Annotated in this window: 20 protein-coding genes and 1 tRNA gene; 10 read left to right on the top strand and 11 right to left on the bottom strand. The window is 70.4% G+C overall.

The window, feature by feature from the left end:
- Nucleotides 1–17: 17 nt before the first annotated feature.
- Genes OG898_RS10400 through OG898_RS10390 form a run of 3 tightly spaced genes read right to left on the bottom strand, consistent with a single transcriptional unit; the run spans nucleotide 18 to nucleotide 3032 of the window.
- Nucleotides 18–1316, bottom strand: coding sequence for an ArsB/NhaD family transporter (locus tag OG898_RS10400; protein ID WP_266956338.1), 1299 nt, complete (start codon nucleotides 1314–1316; stop codon nucleotides 18–20).
- Nucleotides 1313–1780 carry a CBS domain-containing protein gene (locus OG898_RS10395; protein ID WP_266956336.1) on the bottom strand — a complete coding sequence of 156 codons (468 nt, stop codon included), beginning with the start codon at nucleotides 1778–1780 and terminating at the stop codon, nucleotides 1313–1315. The genes OG898_RS10400 and OG898_RS10395 overlap by 4 nt, the downstream gene beginning before the upstream one ends.
- Nucleotides 1767–3032 (bottom strand): sodium:proton antiporter, encoded by a 1266-nt coding sequence (locus tag OG898_RS10390; RefSeq protein ID WP_266956334.1) that lies wholly within the window; start codon nucleotides 3030–3032, stop codon nucleotides 1767–1769. Before OG898_RS10390 ends, OG898_RS10395 begins: the two co-directional genes overlap by 14 nt.
- 203 nt (nucleotides 3033–3235) lie before the next feature.
- Here OG898_RS10390 and OG898_RS10385 point away from each other — a divergent pair, with 203 nt between their 5' ends.
- The gene (locus tag OG898_RS10385) at nucleotides 3236–3394 is read left to right on the top strand and encodes a hypothetical protein (protein ID WP_266956332.1); all 159 of its coding nucleotides are present in this window, start codon (nucleotides 3236–3238) and stop codon (nucleotides 3392–3394) included.
- Between the two features lie 190 nt (nucleotides 3395–3584).
- Here OG898_RS10385 and OG898_RS10380 read toward each other — a convergent pair whose 3' ends face one another.
- The gene (locus OG898_RS10380) at nucleotides 3585–3956 is read right to left on the bottom strand and encodes a hypothetical protein (RefSeq protein WP_266956330.1); all 372 of its coding nucleotides are present in this window, start codon (nucleotides 3954–3956) and stop codon (nucleotides 3585–3587) included.
- A gap of 473 nt (nucleotides 3957–4429) precedes the next feature.
- On the opposite strand from OG898_RS10380, the gene OG898_RS10375 reads away from it, so the two are divergent.
- Together OG898_RS10375 and OG898_RS10370 are read left to right on the top strand one after the other, a co-directional pair.
- Nucleotides 4430–4939 (top strand): hypothetical protein, encoded by a 510-nt coding sequence (locus OG898_RS10375; protein ID WP_266956328.1) that lies wholly within the window; start codon nucleotides 4430–4432, stop codon nucleotides 4937–4939.
- A 73-nt stretch (nucleotides 4940–5012) separates the two neighbouring features.
- Nucleotides 5013–6536, top strand: coding sequence for a flotillin family protein (locus OG898_RS10370; protein ID WP_266956326.1), 1524 nt, complete (start codon nucleotides 5013–5015; stop codon nucleotides 6534–6536).
- 298 nt (nucleotides 6537–6834) lie between these two features.
- Here OG898_RS10370 and OG898_RS10365 read toward each other — a convergent pair.
- The 3 genes from OG898_RS10365 to OG898_RS10355 all read right to left on the bottom strand — a co-directional run bounded on the left by OG898_RS10365 (nucleotide 6835) and on the right by OG898_RS10355 (nucleotide 8617).
- Nucleotides 6835–6908: transfer RNA gene (locus tag OG898_RS10365), tRNA-Pro, on the bottom strand.
- Between the two features lie 40 nt (nucleotides 6909–6948).
- Nucleotides 6949–7647, bottom strand: coding sequence for a Pr6Pr family membrane protein (locus OG898_RS10360; RefSeq protein WP_266956324.1), 699 nt, complete (start codon nucleotides 7645–7647; stop codon nucleotides 6949–6951).
- A gap of 31 nt (nucleotides 7648–7678) precedes the next feature.
- Nucleotides 7679–8617 carry a metallophosphoesterase gene (locus tag OG898_RS10355; protein ID WP_266956322.1) on the bottom strand — a complete coding sequence of 313 codons (939 nt, stop codon included), beginning with the start codon at nucleotides 8615–8617 and terminating at the stop codon, nucleotides 7679–7681.
- Between the two features lie 79 nt (nucleotides 8618–8696).
- Here OG898_RS10355 and OG898_RS10350 point away from each other — a divergent pair, with 79 nt between their 5' ends.
- Entirely contained in the window at nucleotides 8697–9158 is a 462-nt protein-coding gene (locus tag OG898_RS10350) for a GatB/YqeY domain-containing protein (RefSeq protein ID WP_243330535.1), read from the top strand.
- Between the two features lie 98 nt (nucleotides 9159–9256).
- Here the strand turns inward: OG898_RS10350 and OG898_RS10345 are convergent, their stop codons facing one another.
- The gene (locus tag OG898_RS10345) at nucleotides 9257–11530 is read right to left on the bottom strand and encodes a transglycosylase domain-containing protein (protein ID WP_250745357.1); all 2274 of its coding nucleotides are present in this window, start codon (nucleotides 11528–11530) and stop codon (nucleotides 9257–9259) included.
- Nucleotides 11531–11916: 386 nt separating this feature from the next.
- On the opposite strand from OG898_RS10345, the gene OG898_RS10340 reads away from it, so the two are divergent.
- Nucleotides 11917–12267, top strand: coding sequence for a WhiB family transcriptional regulator (locus tag OG898_RS10340; protein WP_250745358.1), 351 nt, complete (start codon nucleotides 11917–11919; stop codon nucleotides 12265–12267).
- A 28-nt stretch (nucleotides 12268–12295) separates the two neighbouring features.
- On the opposite strand, the gene OG898_RS10335 is transcribed toward OG898_RS10340, so the two are convergent.
- On the bottom strand, nucleotides 12296–13651 hold the full coding sequence (locus OG898_RS10335) for an ArsA family ATPase (protein ID WP_266956319.1): 1356 nt from the start codon (nucleotides 13649–13651) through the stop codon (nucleotides 12296–12298).
- On the bottom strand, nucleotides 13648–14628 hold the full coding sequence (locus tag OG898_RS10330; RefSeq protein ID WP_250745360.1) for an ArsA-related P-loop ATPase: 981 nt from the start codon (nucleotides 14626–14628) through the stop codon (nucleotides 13648–13650). Before OG898_RS10330 ends, OG898_RS10335 begins: the two co-directional genes overlap by 4 nt.
- A gap of 76 nt (nucleotides 14629–14704) precedes the next feature.
- On the opposite strand from OG898_RS10330, the gene OG898_RS10325 reads away from it, so the two are divergent.
- The 5 genes from OG898_RS10325 to OG898_RS10305 all read left to right on the top strand — a co-directional run bounded on the left by OG898_RS10325 (nucleotide 14705) and on the right by OG898_RS10305 (nucleotide 17800).
- Nucleotides 14705–14869, top strand: coding sequence for a DUF4177 domain-containing protein (locus OG898_RS10325; protein WP_112447450.1), 165 nt, complete (start codon nucleotides 14705–14707; stop codon nucleotides 14867–14869).
- Complete coding sequence (locus tag OG898_RS10320; RefSeq protein ID WP_266956317.1) at nucleotides 14866–15336, top strand: RidA family protein; 471 nt, start codon at nucleotides 14866–14868, stop codon at nucleotides 15334–15336. Before OG898_RS10325 ends, OG898_RS10320 begins: the two co-directional genes overlap by 4 nt.
- A gap of 372 nt (nucleotides 15337–15708) precedes the next feature.
- On the top strand, nucleotides 15709–16683 hold the full coding sequence (locus OG898_RS10315; RefSeq protein WP_250745362.1) for an NUDIX hydrolase: 975 nt from the start codon (nucleotides 15709–15711) through the stop codon (nucleotides 16681–16683).
- Complete coding sequence (locus OG898_RS10310) at nucleotides 16680–17525, top strand: MBL fold metallo-hydrolase (RefSeq protein WP_250745363.1); 846 nt, start codon at nucleotides 16680–16682, stop codon at nucleotides 17523–17525. The genes OG898_RS10315 and OG898_RS10310 overlap by 4 nt, the downstream gene beginning before the upstream one ends.
- On the top strand, nucleotides 17522–17800 hold the full coding sequence (locus tag OG898_RS10305) for a hypothetical protein (protein WP_250745364.1): 279 nt from the start codon (nucleotides 17522–17524) through the stop codon (nucleotides 17798–17800). The genes OG898_RS10310 and OG898_RS10305 overlap by 4 nt, the downstream gene beginning before the upstream one ends.
- Here the strand turns inward: OG898_RS10305 and OG898_RS10300 are convergent.
- On the bottom strand, nucleotides 17797–18615 hold the full coding sequence (locus OG898_RS10300) for a nucleotidyltransferase domain-containing protein (RefSeq protein WP_266956314.1): 819 nt from the start codon (nucleotides 18613–18615) through the stop codon (nucleotides 17797–17799). The genes OG898_RS10305 and OG898_RS10300 overlap by 4 nt on opposite strands.
- Between the last annotated feature and the right edge of the window lie 88 nt (nucleotides 18616–18703).

Below are 18703 nucleotides of genomic sequence, written 5' to 3'. Positions count from 1 at the left end.
TCCTGTCCGGCCGGCTCCTATGCGAGGGCGAAGTAGCGCAGCCACAGGTAGAGGGCCGAGACGGCGATCGTGACGGCGGTGACGACGAGGCCGTACTTGGTGAACTGCCAGAAGGTGATCGGGGTCCGGTTGCGTTCGGCGATGCCGAGGACGACGACGTTGGCGGAGGCGCCGATGGCGGTGGCGTTGCCGCCGAGGTCGGCGCCGAGGGCGAGGGCCCACCACATGACGTGGTCGGGATCGCCGCCCATGTCGGTGACCAGCTCGCTGGTGACGGGCGCCATGGTGGCGACGTAGGGGATGTTGTCGACGATCCCGGAGAGCACGGCGGAACCGCCCAGGAGGAGCATGGAGCCGCCGAGTTCGGCACCCCCGATCGCGTCCGCGAGGGCCCCGGCGAGCTCGCCGATGACACCGGTCTCGATGAGGGCGCCGACCATGACGAACAGGCCCGCGAAGAACGCGAGGGTGGGCCACTCCACCTCGCCCAGCACCTCGCCCGTCTCGACCTTGGAGACCGCGACGAGCAGGCCGGCGCCGAGGAGGGCGACGACGCTGGGTTCGTAGTGCAGGACGGGGTGGAGGACGAATCCGGCGACGACCAGGGCGAGGACACCCAAACCCTGGGCGAGTAGCCGGGGGTCACGGATCGCCTCGCGTTCGCGCAGTTCCATCAGCTCGGCGGCGCGTTTCTCGTCGTAGACGAAGTACTTGGCGAACATCACCCGGCACAGCAGGACGAGGACGACTATCAGGACGGCGCACAGCGGGGCGAGGTGGACGAGGAAGTCGTTGAAGGTGAGGCCGGCCCGGCTGGCGATGATGATGTTGGGCGGGTCGCCGACGAGGGTGGCGGTACCGCCGACGTTGGAGGCGAACACCTCGGCGATCAGGAACGGAGCTGCGGGGAGCCGCAGCCGGTCGCACACCAGCAGGGTGACGGGGGCGACCAGCAGCACGGTGGTGACGTTGTCCAGGAGCGCCGAGGCGACCGCCGTGATGACGATCAGCATGGTCATCACCCGGAAGGGCCGGGCCTTGGCCTTCTTCACGGACCAGATGGCCAGGTACTCGAAGAGGCCGGTGCGCTTCAGCACGCCGACGATCATCATCATGCCGAGGAGCAGGAAGATGACGTTCCAGTCGATGCCGGTCTTGTCGGAGTGGAAGGCCGCGGTGTCGTCGGTGGCGCCGATGGCCAGCATCAGGGCGGCGCCGCCGAGGGCCGCGGCGACGCGGTGGACCCACTCGCTGATGATCAGGATGTAGGCGCCGGCGAAGACGGCGATCGCGGCCCAGCTGTGCCAGTCGCTCACGCCTGCCCGCCTGCCCGGAGCAGGTGGCGCATCAAGGATGCGGCGGAGACCACTCCGAGAAGGCGGCCCCGGGTGCCATCGCGTTCGACGACCGCGACCAGGGGGACGTGGGTACGGGCCATGGCGGCCGCGATCTCCATCGTCCCCGCGTCCGGGCCGATGTATTGCGGCTTGAACTCACGCCGGGGCAGCCACTCGGCGACCGTCTTGCCCGCCAGGCCTTCGGCCATCGCTTCGGCGTGCCGCTCGTCGATGACCGGGGCCAGCAGCGGGTCCTCCATCACGTACTCGGGTACGAGCTGGCGTACCAGCTGGGAGCCCGGAACGATTGCGTACGGGGTTCCGTCGCTGTCCAGGACCAGGAGTGCGGGCAGGTTCTGCTCGGCGAGCAGGCGGACCGCGTCCACAGCTGGGTCGTCGGTGGTCACATGGGGGTAGGGCTCGGCGAGTTCACGGGCGGGCATGGCGCTTCTCCTGGTCGGGTGCACTTCTAGGGGCGGGAACGGCGGACGGCTTCGCGGTGTGGTCCTCGCTCGGGATGCCGGCGAGGTCGTCGACGCGGAAGAGGCGGGCGATCGGTACATCGGTGCTGGAGTGGGCGATGATCGAGAAGGCGATGCAGACGGCGATCAGCGTGTACGCCTCCTCGCCCCGCGGGATTCCGGCCTGGAGCACGAGCAGCCCGTAGACGACCGAGGCGAAACCCTTGGGCCCGAACCAGGCGGCCACCAGCTTCTCCCGCCGCTCGATCCGCGCCCCCAGCAGCGAGACCAGCAGCGAGGCCGGGCGAATCAGCACGATTGCCAGCACCACCGCGACGTACCCGCCCACCGACAGGTCTCCGAACAACTGCGGTGTCAGCAGGGCCCCGAACACGAGCAGGGCGGCGAATTTCGCCAGTTCTGCCAACGCCTCCCCGAGCGGCTCGAAGACCGTCTTCGACTCGGGCGACACGGATGCCAGGACGGCGCCGGCGGAGAACGCGGCCAGGTAGGGGTTGGCGTGGGTGAGGTGGCAGGCCGCGTAGAGGATGATCCCGGTCGCCAGCGGCAGCAGTGGCTGGAGCTTCGGCTCCGCGCCCAGCAGCCGCAGCCGCACCAGCCCCGCGACTGCCAGAGGCAGCACGATGCCGAAGACCAGCCCCAGGCCGAGCTCCAGGGCGATCGAGCCGACGGAGGCGTGTGCCTGGCCGGAGGTGGGCCCTGCGGCGGCGATGAGGATCAACACGACGGGCAGCGCGAGGCCGTCGTTGATGCCGCTCTCGACGTTCAGCAGCTGACGCAACTTCGCCGGGACCTCCCGGCGGCCCACGATCGCGGAGGCGAACACCGGGTCCGTGGGCGCGAGTACCGCCCCGACCAGGAACGAGGTCGTCCAGTCCAGGCCGACGAGGTAATGGGTGATCAGGGCCGTGCCGGCCATGGCGAGCGGCATGCCGAGCCCGAGCGCGCGGGCCGGGTTCTTCCAGTTCTGCCGCAGCTTCGGGAAGGAGACGTGCATACCGTCGGTGAACAGCACCGCGAACAGGGCCAGATCGGCGGTGACAGAGACGATTTCACTGTCAGGGGTGATGTGAATCAGCCCCAGGAACCCGTCGCTGACGAGGGCCCCGCCCAGCAGGAAGAGGAGGGAGGTCGAAAGGACCGTACGGGCGGCGAGCCCCGACAGCAGCACGGCAATCAGCAGCGCCACACCGAAAACAGCGACGAGCACCATGGCAGAGCCCCGATTCGCGAAGAGAGTTGTCCCCTGTTCGCCGACCAGGCTTCCCGGCACACCACCGGCTACTTTATACATTCCTTACGCGTTTCTGACGGCTCTCTGACGGCAGTCCAAGGGGGGTCGATGCTGCCGGACTCCGGCATGCACGCGTCACGCGAAGCCCCTCTATGGTGGGCGTTCGCACCAGAGAGGTACCAATGAACGGAAACCCGGCGTATCACGCCGTCGGCACTGCGGCGGCCTGGCTGAGACACAACATCACCGAGTTCCGCCTCGCTGTCGCCCTGGTGGACATCGGCTCGTCCTGCCTCGTCACCGGCCTGGTGATGCTCGGCTCCAGCGCCGTCCGCCGCTGACGCGCAGGGGTCCATGCGTTTGAATCGGCGTGTCGTCCCGGACGCGAGCGCCGCCGGGCAGATCGGCCCGTTTGAGCCGCACGGCAGCCATGCTGCGGAGGATGGACACGAGCCGGACCAGGTGCAGGCCAACCTGCCCCGCTCACCACGGCACCCGAATCAACAGGAGGCCTGTCGCTACCGCATGCTCCTAGCGGCGGACGCGGGTGCGGACCAGCAACAGGGTCAGGATTGCTGGAACTGTCGCGGAAGCTACGTAAGTCAGGGCACCCTGTGAGATGGCCAGTTGCGTGAACGCAGCGGGAGCATCAGAGGATCCGATGTTGACCGCCCAGACGGCCACAGGCGTTGTGATGGTCAGAAGCGCGAGCCATGCGCCGCGCCGGGCAAGGCGAACTTGATCCCGGTGGCCGGCCAGCATCCGGGCGCCCGCGGAGGCCAGGACGATGCCTGCAGCGCCGAAACCAGCGGTGAAGAGTAGTGTTGGCAGGCCATCGTCAAACGCAAGAGCGGCGATGGCGACATACAAAAGACCCGCCGTTAATGACACCAACGCGGACATGCCGTACCCCCCTCCTATGGGTTAGGTCCCGAACGATCGCTCGCCCCGGGCCCTGTCGCTGGTTCAGGCATCCTCATCTCGACCGTGCCGTTCGCATTTACGCACGGCGGACGCGGAGGAGCAGCCGGCTTGTCGGAGGCTGTAGCAGTTATGACGCCCATGAGGAGACGGCGGCGCCTGCCGGCACCGATATGAAACGTGTCCTGTTCAAGGGTGCCCCCCCTACGGTTGGATGAAGCGGGCGAATTAGCCAGGCCCGTGCCGTCACTTCTTCTCCTCCTCGCGCCAGTGCAGCCAGAACAGCTGGGGGGGCGATCCCCACCAAGCCCGGGTCGAGTCCAGCAGGACCAGCCCGTCCCGCGCGTGCGTTAAAGCGGCGTAAAGATTGCCGAAGGCAGGCAATGTGCACCGGCGTGTCCCGGTGGCACGATCCCCATGTCCGGCGGAAATGCCAGCCATGCGGGGAGGCGTTCATGGGCTTGTTTCTGGGTCTCGGCATTGCGGGGATCGTGCTGCTGGTCGCCTCCCTGGTGCTCGATGGAGTCCTGGAGGGTGTCTTCGACGGTGCTCTGGACGGACTGTTCGACGGCTGGCTGTCGCTTCCGGTGGTCGCGGGCTTCGTCTCGATGCTCGGTTTCACGGGGGCGATCGTGCTCGGGTCCACGGGACTCGGTCTGGGGGTGGCGACCGCCGTCGGAGCCCTCGCGGGCGCGGGGGCCGGCTGGGCGACGTACCGGATGAGCCGGGCCCTGCTGCGGGACCGCAGCGGGGAAGCGCCGCGCCACGGCGATCTCGTGGGATCGACCGGGACCGTGGTGACCGACATTCCGTCGGGCGGTTACGGGGAGGTGCTGCTCCGGCTGGCCGGGCAGCCCGTCAAGTACGCCGCGACGGCCGACGGCCCGCTGGCCCGTGGCGCGGAGGTCTGGGTGACGGCCGCCCCGTCTCCGACCTCGGTCGCCGTCCGCCCCGTAGAGCACTGACGAATCCTTCCGCCAGCTCACTCACGTTCCACCATCATCGATCTGCCGCCTCGGGGGCAGGAGGGGATCCCTCATGAGTCCAGTCGTCACCGCGGTCGTCGGAGTGGTCGTACTCCTCGTCCTGCTCGCCCTCGTGGTCGTCACCCGCTACAAGGTCGCCGGCCCCAGCGAGGCGTTCATCATCACGGGCCGGCGCGGCAAGAAGTCCACCGACCCGACCACGGGTCAGACCACCACCGACAACAGCGGCCAGAAGGTCGTGGTGGGCGGCGGGGTGTTCGTGGTCCCCTTCGTCCAGCAGCGGTACACGCTCGACCTCTCCAGCCGGCACATCCCGATCGCCGTGCGCGGCGCGGTCACCTTGCGCGGGATCAAGGCCAACCTGGAGGGCGTCGCGATCGTCAAGGTCGGCGGCAACGAGGATGCCATCCGCGCCGCGGCCCAGCGCTTCCTCCAGCAGCAGGACGGCATCGTCGGCTTCACCCAGGAAGTGCTCTCCGGAGCCCTGCGCGCCATCGTCGGCCGGATGTCGGTCGAGGACATCATCCGCGACCGCGCCGCCTTCGCCGGGCAGGTCGCCGAGGAGGCCGAGGCGAGCCTGTCCGGGCAGGGCCTGGTCCTGGACGCCTTCCAGATCCAGGACATCACCACCGAGGGCTCCTACCTCGAAGACCTCGGCCGTCCCGAAGCGGCCCGCGCCAAGCAGGAAGCGGACATCGCCGAGGCCAACTCCCGCCAGGCCGCCGAGCAGGCCCGTCTGAAGGCCGAAGAAGAGATCGCGGTCGCGCAGCGGACCCTGTACCTGCGCCAGGCCGAGATCAAGGCCGAGACCGACGCGGCAGCCGCTCAGGCCAACGCCGCCGGTCCGCTGGCCGAGGCGGACCGGCAGCAGCAGATCCTCGCGGAGCAGGAGAAGGTCGCAGAGCGCCAGGCCGCGTTGACCGACCGCCAGCTCGACACCCAGGTCCGCAAGCCCGCCGACGCCCGCCGCTACCAGGCCGAGCAGGAGGCAGAGGCCCTGCGCGTGGCCCGGGTCAAGCAGGCCGAGGCCGAGCGTCTCGCCGCCATCGCCGCCGCCCAGGGCGAGGCCGAGCGGGCCCGCCTGACCGGTGAGGGCGAGAAGCAGCGTCGCTCCGCACTGGCCGAGGCAGAGGCCATCGAGGGAGCCAAGCGCGGTGAGGCCGAGCGCGCCCGGCGTGCGGCCATCGCCGAAGCGGTACGCCTCGAAGGCGACGCGGAGGCGGCGGCCATCTTGGCCAGGGGCTCGGCCGAGGCGGAGGCGATGCAGAAGAAGGCGGACGCCTTCGAGAGCTACGGCGACGCGGCGATGATCCAGATGATGGTCGAGGTACTGCCGCAGGTGGTGGCCAAGGCCGCCGAGCCGCTGTCCGCCATCGACAAGATGACCGTCATCTCCACCGACGGCGCGAGCAAACTCTCCCGCACCGTCGCCGACAACGTCGCCCAGGGCATGGAACTGCTCGGCTCCACCACCGGCGTCGACCTGGCCCAGCTCCTCAAGGGCCTCACCGCCCCGAAGCAGGACCCCTCTCCTGCCTCCGCCCCGGCCAACGGGAAGATCGAAATCACCGGCTAGTCGCACCGCACTCCGACCTAGGGGCCCGCTTCGGGGGAAGCGGGCCCCTAGGTCAGTGCCGCCGCGCAGGCCCGAGGGCATGGAGACGGGGGAGGGGGACAAGACGACACGGACTTCGGGCTCGGGCGCGCCCCAACCGTCAGGCGGGCGCGCGGAGAAGACGCGAAGGCGGGGTCGCAGGGGTTTCTGGGAGAAGCCGACCAAGATCCTCTCCCAGATTTCTCCCAAACGATCACCGGGAACGCAGGAAGGGCCTGACCCGCGATGCGGATCAAGCCCTTGACCTGGTCTTACGAAGTCGGGGTGGCGGGATTTGAACCCACGACCTCTTCGTCCCGAACGAAGCGCGCTGCCAAGCTGCGCTACACCCCGATGTCCACCCTTGCAGCGCTTGCTGCCCTGGCGACATCGATTACTTTAGCGGACCCTCGGCCGGAGACGAAATCCGGTTTTCGCGCGGCGGGCGGTAGCGGTCGGCCGCGACCAGGGCGAGGCCGATGGCGTAGAAGGCGAGGCCCAGGACCACCGCGTTCAGGGCGACCTTGGCGTAGCCGTACTGGGCGGCGTCGATGAAGGGGTACGTGTACCGGCTCGGGACGCCGGGGGAGAGCAGGGCGCCGCGGGTGAGGGCGAAGACCACGTAGAGCAGGGGGTACGCCAGCCACTGCGCGGCGTAGCGCGGGCGCAGGGTGCGGGGGGCGGTCAGGAAGAGGAAGTCCAGGACCGCGCCGACGGGGGTGACCGTGTGGAGGAGCTGGTTGGAGACGGCCTTCGCGCCGGAGAGCTTGTCGAGGTCCTCGAGCACGTTGAAGGGGCTCGACGGGTTGGCCAGGACCAGGTGGAAGACGAGCCCGGTGATCAGGATGAAGAGGAGGACACCGCCCCGCCAGAAGGGGGCCACGTCCGGCTCGCGGCGGTGGACGCGGTAGGCGGAGAGTCCGAAGACGACCGCGACCAGGATGTTCGTCCAGATCGTGAAGAAGCTCAGGACGACGGGCACGCTGCCGTACGCGCACTCGATGACCAGGCCGGTGACGGCCGCGGCCGCGATCAGCGCACGGAAGGCGACGGTCGGGAGGCGGAGTGCGCCGGATGCGCCGGGTGTGATCATCCTGTCAACGTACCCGGCGCGACCGCCCGCCTTAGGCCTTCGGGGTCAGTGTCAGCAGTGTCGCCTCGGGCGGGCACGCGAAGCGCACCGGGGTGAAGCGGTTGGTCCCGCAGCCCGCCGATACGTGGAGGTACGCGCGCTGCCCCTGCGCCTCGTGCGTCGAGAGGCCCTTCACCCGCTTGGTGTCCAGGTCGCAGTTGGTGACGAGCGCCCCGTAGAAGGGGATGCACAGCTGCCCGCCGTGCGTGTGGCCGGCCAGGATCAGCGGGTACCGGTCGGCGGTGAAGGATTCGAGGACGCGCAGGTACGGGGCGTGGACGACCGCCATCGAGAAGTCCGCGTCCGCCTCCGGCCCGCCCGCGACCTTCGCGTACCGGTCGCGCTTGATGTGCGGGTCGTCCAGGCCGGTGAAGGCCAGCTCCAGCCCGTCGAGCTTGAGCCGGCCCCGGGTGTTGGTGAGGTTGAGCCAGCCGGCCGCGTCGAAGGCGTCCCGCATGCCCTCCCACGGGTTGTGGACGGCCCCGACGACCGGTGCGTTGCCGTTCAGCCCGTGCCGGCCCTGGGTCTTCTCGATCAGGTAGCGCCCGGGATTGCGCATCCGGGGCCCGTAGTAGTCGTTCGAGCCGAAGACGTACACGCCGGGGAAGTCCATCAAAGGGCCGAGCGCGTCGAGCACTTCCGGCACGCCCTCGGTGTCGGAGAGGTTGTCGCCCGTGTTCACCACGAGGTCGGGGCGCAGCCCGGCGAGCGACTGCAGCCAGGCGCGCTTCTTGCGCTGCCCGCCGACCATGTGGATGTCCGAGACCTGCAGGACGCGCAACGGGCGCATTCCTTGCGGGAGCACGGGGACCGTGACCCGGCGCAGGCGGAAGGACCGCGCTTCGAAACCGGCGGCATAGGCCAGACCGGCGGCCCCGGCCGCGGCGATACCGGCGGTGACCTTCAGGGGTACTCCGTAACGCGCACGCATGCCCTCATGTTCGCAGACCCGGCAAGCACGCCGGGAAACCGGCGGGCGCCGGAGCCCCCGTACCTGGCAGACTCGGGGCATGACCACGCTCAAGGCCAAGCTCCAGGAAGACCTCACCACCGCCATCCGCGCGCGCAACGAGCTCGCCTCGTCCACGCTGCGCCTGACCCTCTCAGCCATCACCAACCAGGAAGTCGCGGGCAAGGAAGCCCGGGTGCTCTCCGACGAGGAAGTCCTCAAGGTGATCGCCAAGGAGGCGAAGAAGCGCCGCGAGGCCGCTGATGCCTTCGCGCAGGGTGGCCGTCCCGAGCAGGCCGCGCGGGAGACCGCCGAGGGCGAGTTCCTCGACACCTACCTCCCCAAGCAGCTCGGCGAGGCCGAGCTCGACGCGATCGTGGCGCAGGCCGTCGAGGAGGCCAAGGCGGCGGGCGCCGAGGGGCCGCGGGCCATGGGCGCCGTGATGAAGATCGTGAACCCGAAGGTCGCGGGTCTGGCGGAGGGCGGGCGCGTCGCCGCCGCCGTCAAGAAGCACCTGTCCTAGTACACGTATGCCGTTCCCCGCAGGGGAACGAGGGAGGGCCCCCACCGGATCCGGATGCGGATCTGGTGGGGGCCCTCCCTTTGCGTTTCCTACGGCGCCTAGTCGCGGCCGCCGATGATCCCCGGCGGGATCGTGATCCCGCCGAGCGGGTCGTCCCCGCCCGTGCCGCCGGGGCCGCCGGTGTTACCGCCGGTGGGGCCGGCTGCGGTCGCCCCGCCGGGCCGTCCGTCGCCGGGCTTGCCGTCGCGGCCGGGCTTGCCGGGCTTGGTGGGCTTGCCGCTGGGCTTGGCGCCGGGGGTCGGGCTCGGGGTGTCGGGGATGTTCACCGTGGTGAAGCTGGGGGCCTCGCGGCCGGAGAGCGCGCCGGAGACCGCCTGCTTCCAGATCGGGCCGGGCAGGCCACCGCCGAAGACCTTGTCGTAGTACTGGCCGCCGATGGTGATGTTCTCCATCGACACCTGCTTGGCGCCGCCGGAGCCGACCCAGGTCGCGCCGGACATGTTCGGGGTGTAGCCGACGAACCAGGCGTTGTAACGGCTGTCGGTGGTACCCGTCTTGCCCGCGCTCTGCCGGTCGGTCAGACCCGACTGCTGGCCCGTGCCGGAGTCGACCACGCCGAGCAGCAGCGTGTTGATGGTGTCGGCGGTCCGCTCGGTCATCGCGCGGCCGCACTTGGACTTCGGGACCGTCAGGGCCTTGCCGTGCGCGTCGGTGATCGACTCGATGGCGACCGGGGTGCAGTACACGCCGCGGTTGGCGAAGGTGGCGTAGGCGTTGGCCATGGTCAGCGGGGACATGCCCTCACTGCCGAGGGCGATGGCCGGGACCTCGGGGAGCTTGGCGCCGTTGGCCGGGATCACGCCGAGCTTGGTGGTCATCTCGGTGACGGGGCACAGGCCCACCTCGGAGATCATCTCCACGAAGTAGGTGTTGACCGACTTGGCCATCGCCTCCTTCATCCCGTACGGGCCGACCTCGGACTCGGTCTCGTTCTCCACCTTGGCGCGGTCGGTGTTGACCCAGGGCTTGTCGCCGCAGGTCCGCACCGGGCTCGGGTAGTCCATGTCGTACGGGGACTGGTACATCTTCGTCGGCGGCAGCCCGCCTTCGAGGGCGGCGGCCGCGACGAACGCCTTGAAGGTGGAGCCGGTCGGGAAGCCGAAGTTCGAGCCGCCCATCTTCTTGTCCACCGAGAAGTTGATCTGGGTCTCGTTCTTGCCGAAGCCGTACGGCTTGGACTGGCCCATGGCGAGGACCCGCCCGGTGCCGGGCTGGACGAGGGTGACGGCCGTCGCGACCTTGTCGTCCTGGTCCACGTGGTCCTTGATGGACTCGTTGACGGAGTCCTGCGACTGCGGGTCCAGGGTCGTGCGGACGGTCAGGCCGCCCTGGTTCCAGACCTTCGCCCGCTCCTCGCGGGTCTTTCCGAAGGCGGTGTCGTCGAGGAAGGTGTTCCGCACGAAGTCGCAGAAGAAGCCCGCGCCCTTGACCGCGGTGATGCAGCCGTTCTTCGGCTTGGTCACCTTCAGCTGGAGCGGCTTCGCCTTCGCGGCGTCCGCCTCGGCCTGCGAGATGTTCTTCACGTCGGCCATGCGCTGGAGGACGATGTTGCGGCGCTTCGTCGCCTCCTGCGAGTCGTTCACCGGGTCGTACCGGCTCGGCGACTGGACCACGCCCGCCAGCATCGCCGCCTCGTCCAGGGTCAGGTCCTTGGCGGGCTTGCTGAAGTAACGCTGGGCCGCGGATTCGATGCCGTACGCCTGCTGACCGAAGTAGGTGATGTTGAGGTAGTTCTCGAGGATCTTCTGCTTCCCGAGCTCCTCCTCGACCTGGATCGAGTACTTCAGCTCGCGGATCTTGCGCCCGAGGCTCTTCTCCTGTGCCTCGCGCACCTTCGTCTCGTCGTCGCCGGCTTCTTCGACGAAGACGTTCTTCACGTACTGCTGCGTCAGCGTCGAGGCGCCCTGCGCCGCGCCGCCCTCCTGGGCATTGCGGTTGACCGCACGCAGGATGCCCTTGAGGTCGATCGCGCCGTGTTCGTAGAAGCGGGAGTCCTCGATCGCGACGATGGCCTTCTGCATGTACGGGGAGATGGCCGTGATCGGGACCACCTGCCGGTCACGCGAATAGACCGTGGCGATCAAGCCACCTTCTGAGTCCAGAATCGTGGTGCGCTGGCTCAACGGAGGTGTCTTGAGATTGGCCGGGATCTCATCGAACCCTTCGACCGTGCCCTTGGCCGCGAGGCCCAGGGCGCCGGCGCCCGGGATCGCGATGCCTGCGAGCACAACTCCGGAGAGAACGGACACACCGAGGAACTTGGCGGCCTGCTGTGGCCCCGTGAGCCCGCCGCCCGAGCGCTTCTTTCCCATAGAGGGCAGCCTACGTTCTCATTCGCCGGACACGCGCGAATGCCTTGGCCTAAGCTGTCCCCAACTGTCACAGCAGTGCGGTGGGACATCAACCCCTCGGCTTGTTTTTCACCCTTCCCGAATGGGGTGGACGCATGTCCGAATCTCGCCTCCTGTGATCAGCATGCCCCGTCGATTTCACCCAAATCGCCGGAATGGTCGGGCATGTCGCAGGATCACTCCGTCGGGTGATCTGCCGCTTACCCATAGTCCGTTCGGACCATTCAAGATTGGGCCCGTCGGGGGTGTTGCACTGTGCCCACCTTCCGTAACGTCCTCAACTGGCAGCGGTGAATATGCCGCTACCGCCGTGGGGGAGCCTCGATTCGGGAGAGGACGGCGCCGGGATGGGCTGGGTTACCGACTGGAGTGCGCAGGCAGCCTGCCGCACTACCGATCCGGATGAACTGTTCGTTCAAGGAGCGGCACAGAACAGGGCCAAGGCGGTGTGCACCGGATGTCCGGTGCGGACCGAGTGCCTGGCCGACGCGCTCGACAATCGTGTCGAGTTCGGAGTGTGGGGCGGAATGACCGAGCGGGAACGACGTGCGCTGCTGCGCCGGCGTCCCACCGTCACCTCGTGGAGGCGACTGCTCGAAACCGCACGCACGGAGTACGAGCGCAGTACGGGCATCCTCACCATGGATGACGATGAGGAGATCGGTGTTCCGTACGAGACGTACGCGGCAGCCGGGTAGACCACCTGGGCACCCGTCGTAGGAACGCCTACGCTCCGGCCGGAACCCCGGCCGCGAGTCGCTCTCCAATGGCCCGCAGCCCGGCGAGGTCGTGTACGTCGCCGGGCAGGGCGGCCACTTCGGCCACCGCCACCTCGGGGTGCAGCGAGGTGAAGCGGTCACGCGTGCGCTGTTCGCGCGCGATGACCTGCATGCGCTCCGCGTGCAGGCGCAGCAGTCCTGCCGTGATCAGGTCCACGTCGGCGTCCGCGCCGGCGGTGTCTACGGTGTCGGCGCCGGTCTCTCGCTCGATGCGGGCATCGGGGTCGGTCTCCGTGTCGGGGTCGGTCTCCGGGTCGGTCTCCGTGGAGTCACGAAGTCCAGCTTTCCCGGACTCCTGATCCACAATGCCGCCTTCTTCAAGATTCTCCGCAGCGGCCAACGCCCGCTCCGCGGAGAGCTGTTCGGCGTCACTGCCGTGCACCCGGTTCAGTACGAGCCCGGCCAGCGGCATCCGCTCCGCGGCCAGCCGTTCCACGAAGTACGCGGCCTCGCGTAGCGCGTCCGGTTCGGGCGCGGAGACCACGAGGAAGGCCGTACCGGGAGCCTGGAGGAGCTGGAAGGTCGCGTCCGCGCGGGTGCGGAAGCCGCCGAACATCGTGTCCATGGCGGCCACGAAGGTCTGCACGTCCTTCAGCAGCGAGGCACCCATCAGCTTGCTCAGCGTGCCCGTCATCATCGACATGCCGACATTGAGGAACTTCATCCCCGCCCGGCCGCCCACCTTCGCCGGAGCCATCAGCACCCGGATGAACTTCCCGTCCAGGAAGGACCCCAGGCGCCCCGGTGCGTCCAGGAAGTCCAGCGCGGACCGGCTCGGCGGGGTGTCCACCACGATCAGGTCCCAGTCGTCCCGGGCCCGCAGCTGCCCCAGCTTCTCCATCGCCATGTACTCCTGCGTGCCCGCGAAGCCGGCCGACAGGGACTGGTAGAAGGGGTTGGCGAGGATGGCCTGCGCCCGCTCGGGGTCGGAGTGGCCCTCGACGATCTCGTCGAAGGTCCGCTTCATGTCGAGCATCATGGCGTGCAGTTCGCCGCCCCCGGAGCCCCCGGAGCCCTCCGTTCCCTCGCCGCCCTCCACCCCGTGAACCCGGCGCGGGGTGTTGTCGAGCGAGTCGATCCCCATCGACTGGGCCAGCCTGCGTGCCGGGTCGATGGTCAGGACGACCACCTTGCGCCCGCGCTCGGCCGCCCGTACCCCGAGCGCCGCGGCGGTGGTGGTCTTGCCGACCCCGCCCGCCCCGCAGCACACGATGATCCGGGTCTGCCGGTCGTCCAGCAGCCGGTCGACGTCCAGCCGCGGGGGAGCGTCCATCGTCGCCTCCATGGTCCGGGCCTCGCTCATTCCTCGCCCACCTGCTTCCGCAGCTCCGCGGCGAGCCCGTAGAGCCCGGCCAGGTCCATCCCCGCGCCGAGCAGGGGGAGTTCGTACGTCGGCACGTCCAGCCCCGCCAGTACGGTGCGCTGGGTGCGCTCCAGCTCCACCCGGCTCGCGTGCTCCGAGGCCTGCGCGAGCAGCGGGTCCACCAGCCGTTCGGCCAGCCCGCCGCGCCGGGCGCTGCCGAGGCCGGCCCGGGACAGGGCCCGGGAGACATCGGAGCGCCGCTCGCCGGCGGCGGCGCGCAGGGCGTCCTCGTCGAGGTGGTGCGGCCGGACCATGTTCACGATCACCCGTCCCACCGGCAGGCCCGCCTGCCGGAGTTCGGCGATCCCGTCGGCGGTCTCCTGGACGGGCATCTCCTCCAGCAGGGTGACCAGGTGCACGGCCGTCTCGGGGGACTTGAGCACCTTCATGACGGCCTGTGCCTGGTTGTGGATCGGCCCGAAGCGGGCCAGGCCCGCCACCTCGTCGTTGACGTTCAGGAAGCGGGTGATCCGCCCGGTCGGCGGAGCGTCCATGATCACGTGGTCGTAGACGAACCGGCCCGCCTTGTCCTTGCGCCGGACCGCCTCGCAGGCCTTGCCCGTCAGGAGCACGTCCCGCAGGCCCGGCGCGATGGTCGTCGCGAAGTCGATGGCGCCGAGCTTCTTGAGGGCGCGTCCGGCCGAGCCGAGCTTGTAGAACATCTGGAGGTAGTCCAGGAGCGCCCGCTCCGCGTCGATGGCGAGCGCGTAGACCTCCCCGCCGCCCGAGGCGACGGCGATCTTCCGGTCCTCGTAGGGGAGCGCCTCCGCCCCGAAGACCTGGGCGAGGCCCTGCCTGCCCTCGACCTCCACCAGAAGAGTCCGCCTGCCCTCGCGTGCGAGGGCGAGCGCGAGTGCCGCGGCGACCGTGGTCTTGCCGGTGCCGCCCTTGCCGCTGACCACCTGGAGCCTGCTCACAGGGCCCGAGCCTAATTCCTCCCGGGTGGCGGCGGTGGTGGCGGGGCCCCGCACGGCAGGCACTACGCTCGCTCCCATGACCAAGAAGTTCGAATACGCGACCGTCCCGCTGCTGGTCCACGCCACCAAGCAGATCCTGGACACCTGGGGCGAGGACGGCTGGGAGCTCGTCCAGGTCGTCCCCGGGCCGAACAACCCCGAGCAGCTCGTGGCCTACCTGAAGCGGGAGAAGGCGGCATGAGCGGAGTCGTCGAGGCGAGGCTGGCCGAACTCGGCCTGACCCTGCCCGAGGTCGTCCCGCCGCTGGCCACGTACCAGCCGGCCGTGCGGTCGGGTGCCTACGTGTACACCGCGGGCCAGCTCCCGATGGTCAAGGGCAACCTGCCGGTCACCGGCAAGGTCGGCGCCGAGGTCTCGGCGGAGCAGGCCAAGGAACTGGCCGCGACCTGCGCGCTGAACGCGCTCGCCGCGGTGAAGTCCGTCGTCGGTGACCTCGACAAGATCGCACGCGTCGTGAAGGTGGTGGGCTTCATCGCCTCCGCCCCCGACTTCACCGCCCAGCCGGGCGTGTTGAACGGCGCGAGCGAGCTGCTGGGCGCCGTCCTCGGCGACAAGGGCGTCCACGCCCGCAGCGCGGTCGGCGTGGCGGTCCTCCCGCTGGACGCCCCGGTCGAGATCGAGATCCAGGTCGAGCTGGTCTCCTCCTGACGCGCCCCTCGCACCGCTCGGCCCTGGCGGGCCTCACGGGCTTCGGCCCGCTGCGCCGGACTCCGTCCGGCGGCCCGCCGGGGCCGTTCGGGTTCCGGCGGCGCGGGCCCCGGCGTCCTTCCCGCCGTCCGGCGTTCGAGGACCGGGGTCTGGGGCGGAGCCCCAGGGGGTCCGGGCGCAGCCCGGCACCCCTCTCCAGCCCGTCCGGCGCTTGAGGACCGGGGTCCGGGCAGTGCCCGGGGAACGGTGGAAGGGCGGGTAGGGGACCTTGCCCCGCGCAGCGGCACATCCGCAGCCGAGACTGAGCCCCCGTACAACGGTGCTCCGAGGTCAACCCTCGAACATCGGCCCGGATGGCCGTAGCATCCCGCCATGCCGAATGGTCAGTACGGTCAGCAAGAGACCTCCGCCGGAGGTCAGTGGTACCCGCCGGAGTGGCCCGACCGGATCCGCGCCCTCGCGGACGGCGCCCTCACCCCGACGGAACCCAGGCGCGCCGCCACGGTGATGCTGCTGCGCGACACCCCCGACGGCCCCGCCGTGCACATGCTGCGCCGCCGGGTCGAGATGGCCTTCGCCGGAGGCGCCTACGCGTACCCCGGCGGCGGTGTGGACCCCCGCGACGAGGACCACCGCATCGGCTGGGCCGGCCCGAGCCGGGCCGAGTGGGCCGAGCGGATGGGCACCGACCCCGCCACCGCCCAGGCGATCGTCTGCGGAGCCGTCCGCGAGACCTTCGAGGAGGCCGGTGTCCTGCTCGCGGGCGAGTCCGCGGACACCGTCGTCGGCGACACCACCGGCGAGGACTGGGAGGCCGCCCGCGCGGCCCTGGTCGCCCGTGAGCTGTCCTTCGCCGAGTTCCTCGACCGCCGGGGCCTCGTCCTGCGCTCCGACCTGCTCGGCGCGTGGGCCCGCTGGATCACCCCGGAGTTCGAGCCGCGCCGGTACGACACCTGGTTCTTCGTGGCGGCCCTCCCCGAGGGCCAGCGCACCCGCAACGCCTCCACCGAGGCCGACCGCACGGTCTGGATCCGCCCCGCCGACGCCGCCGCCGGCTACGACAAGGGCGAGCTGCTGATGATGCCGCCCACCATCACCACCCTGCGCTCCCTGGAGCCGTACGGGAGCCCCGCCGAGGCCCTCGCCGCGGCCGGGGCCCAGGACCTGACCCCGGTGCTCGCCCGGGCCACCCTGGAGGGCGGGGAGCTCGTGCTCAGCTGGCCGGGCCACGACGAGTTCACCAAGCGCGTCCGCCTCACGCATCCGGGCCCCTCCCGCCCGGCCGGCCCGGCGGAGCCCGGCCCCGCGGAGCCCGGCCCCGCGAACCCGGGAGGAGCCTCCGCATGACCGACGCCGCCGCCCTGCCCGGCCAGCCCCGCGGCATGGTCGTCTCCGGACCCGCCACCGCCCGCGCGGTGAACATCCTGGCCCCGAACGCCTCCGCGATGACCCTCGACGGGACCAACACCTGGCTCGTCTCCGAGCCCGGCTCCGACCTGGCCGTGGTGATCGACCCCGGCCCGCTGGACGACGTACACCTGCGCGCGGTGATCGACGCCGCCGAGAAGGAGGGCAAGCGGGTCGCGCTGACCCTCCTCACCCACGGACACCCCGACCACGCGGAGGGCGCGGCCCGCTTCGCCGAGCTGACCCGGACGAAGGTGCGCGCCCTGGACCCGGCCCTGCGCCTGGGTGACGAGGGCCTGGCCGCCGGGGACGTCATCCGCACGGGCGGTCTGGAACTGCGCGTGGTTCCGACGCCCGGGCACACCGCGGACTCGCTCTGCTTCCACCTGCCCGCCGACCGGGCGGTCCTGACCGGTGACACGATCCTGGGGCGCGGCACCACCGTGGTCGCGCACCCCGACGGGCGGCTCGGCGACTACCTGGACTCCCTGCGCCGGCTGCGCTCGCTGACGGTCGACGACGGGGTCCACACGGTGCTCCCGGGGCACGGACCGGTCCTGGACGACGCGCAGGGCGCGGTGGAGTTCTACCTCGCCCACCGGGCGCACCGGCTCGCGCAGATCGAGACGGCGGTCGAGAACGGCCTGACCACCCCCGAGGCGGTCGTCGCCCACGTCTACGCGGACGTGGACCGGTCCCTGTGGCCGGCCGCGGAATGGTCCGTACGGGCGCAGCTGGAGTACCTTCAAGATCACGGACTGATCCCGGGAGGCCCCGAATGAACTTCGTCCTGATCTTCGCGCTGATCGCCGCCATCGGCTGGATCGTTGCGACGGTGATCCTGCGGATCAAGGAGATGGAGCGCGCGACGGACCGGCTGGAGCGGCGCCTGGGGCTCCTTTTGGACCACTTCGGCATCGTGGAGCCGGAGCCGGCCGGGATGGACGGCGTACGGGCGCTGGCCGCCGAGGGCCGCACGGTGGAGGCCATCAAGGCCTACCGCGAGGCCACCGGAGCCGGCCTGGTGGAGGCCAAGCAGGCGGTCGAAGCCCTCTAGGACCCGCCAGCGTCGGGGCGGGCCGTCTTCGTCCCGTGCCGGGCCGCGTACTCGTCCGCGAGCCACGGCCCGAGGTCCTCGACGTAGGCGCGCAGCACGGCCGGGTCGGAGACCGGGTCCAGCGCGGTGGCGGCCGCGGCGCGCATCTGGTCGGCGCGCTCGGGGTAGTACTGCGCGAACACCTCCGCCGACTCGGTGAGGTCGCTGGTCCAGCCGCCCCACCGCGGCATGACGAGGGTGAACCCGGTCCGCACGAGGTGCCGGGAGACGCCCCGGCAGAGTTTGCGGTACTCCTGCGGGGTGGCCGCGTCCCGGATCCGCTCGCGCACCCTGGGCAGCAGCTCGGCGAGGTCGCCGTTGGTCTCGCGGGCGAGCAGGCCGTCCGGTCGGTAGCGGGGCAGGTGCTCGGCCAGGTCCGCGCCGAGCAGCGGGGTGCACAGGCAGGCGAGGAACCAGCCCAGGTCGTATCGTTCCTGCTCGCTCAGCAGCCGGTCCTTGCCGTACAGCAGGATCCCGACCCCGTCGATCTCCGCGAACTCCTCGTCGAGGCCGTGCGCCAGCGCCTCGGTGGTGTCGCGGTCCTCCTCGCCGGGGGCGTGGTGCAGGGCGATGAGCAGGTCGAGGTCGGACCGCCCGGGCCGGGCGGTGCCGCGCGGCACGGACCCGTACAGGTAGGCGCTGTGCAGCCGTCGCCCGTACGCCTCCGCGATCCGCTCCCTCGCGGCGGCGACGAGCCCCCGGAACTCGGCCTGCACCTGCCCGAGCGAGCCTTCGCGCTCGAAGTACCCGTACGCGTCGAGGCCTCTGTGCTCCATGGGTCCACTGTGCCGCCTTGGTGGCCAAAATCAGCCCCGCCGGCGTTTGAGGCGCGGGGGTGCGGGGGCAGAGCCCCCGGAACGGCGC

It is taken from the genome of Streptomyces sp. NBC_00193, from assembly GCF_026342735.1.
Classification (GTDB): domain Bacteria; phylum Actinomycetota; class Actinomycetes; order Streptomycetales; family Streptomycetaceae; genus Streptomyces; species Streptomyces stoeckheimensis.
This window is presented reverse-complemented; position numbering and strand designations above follow the sequence as displayed.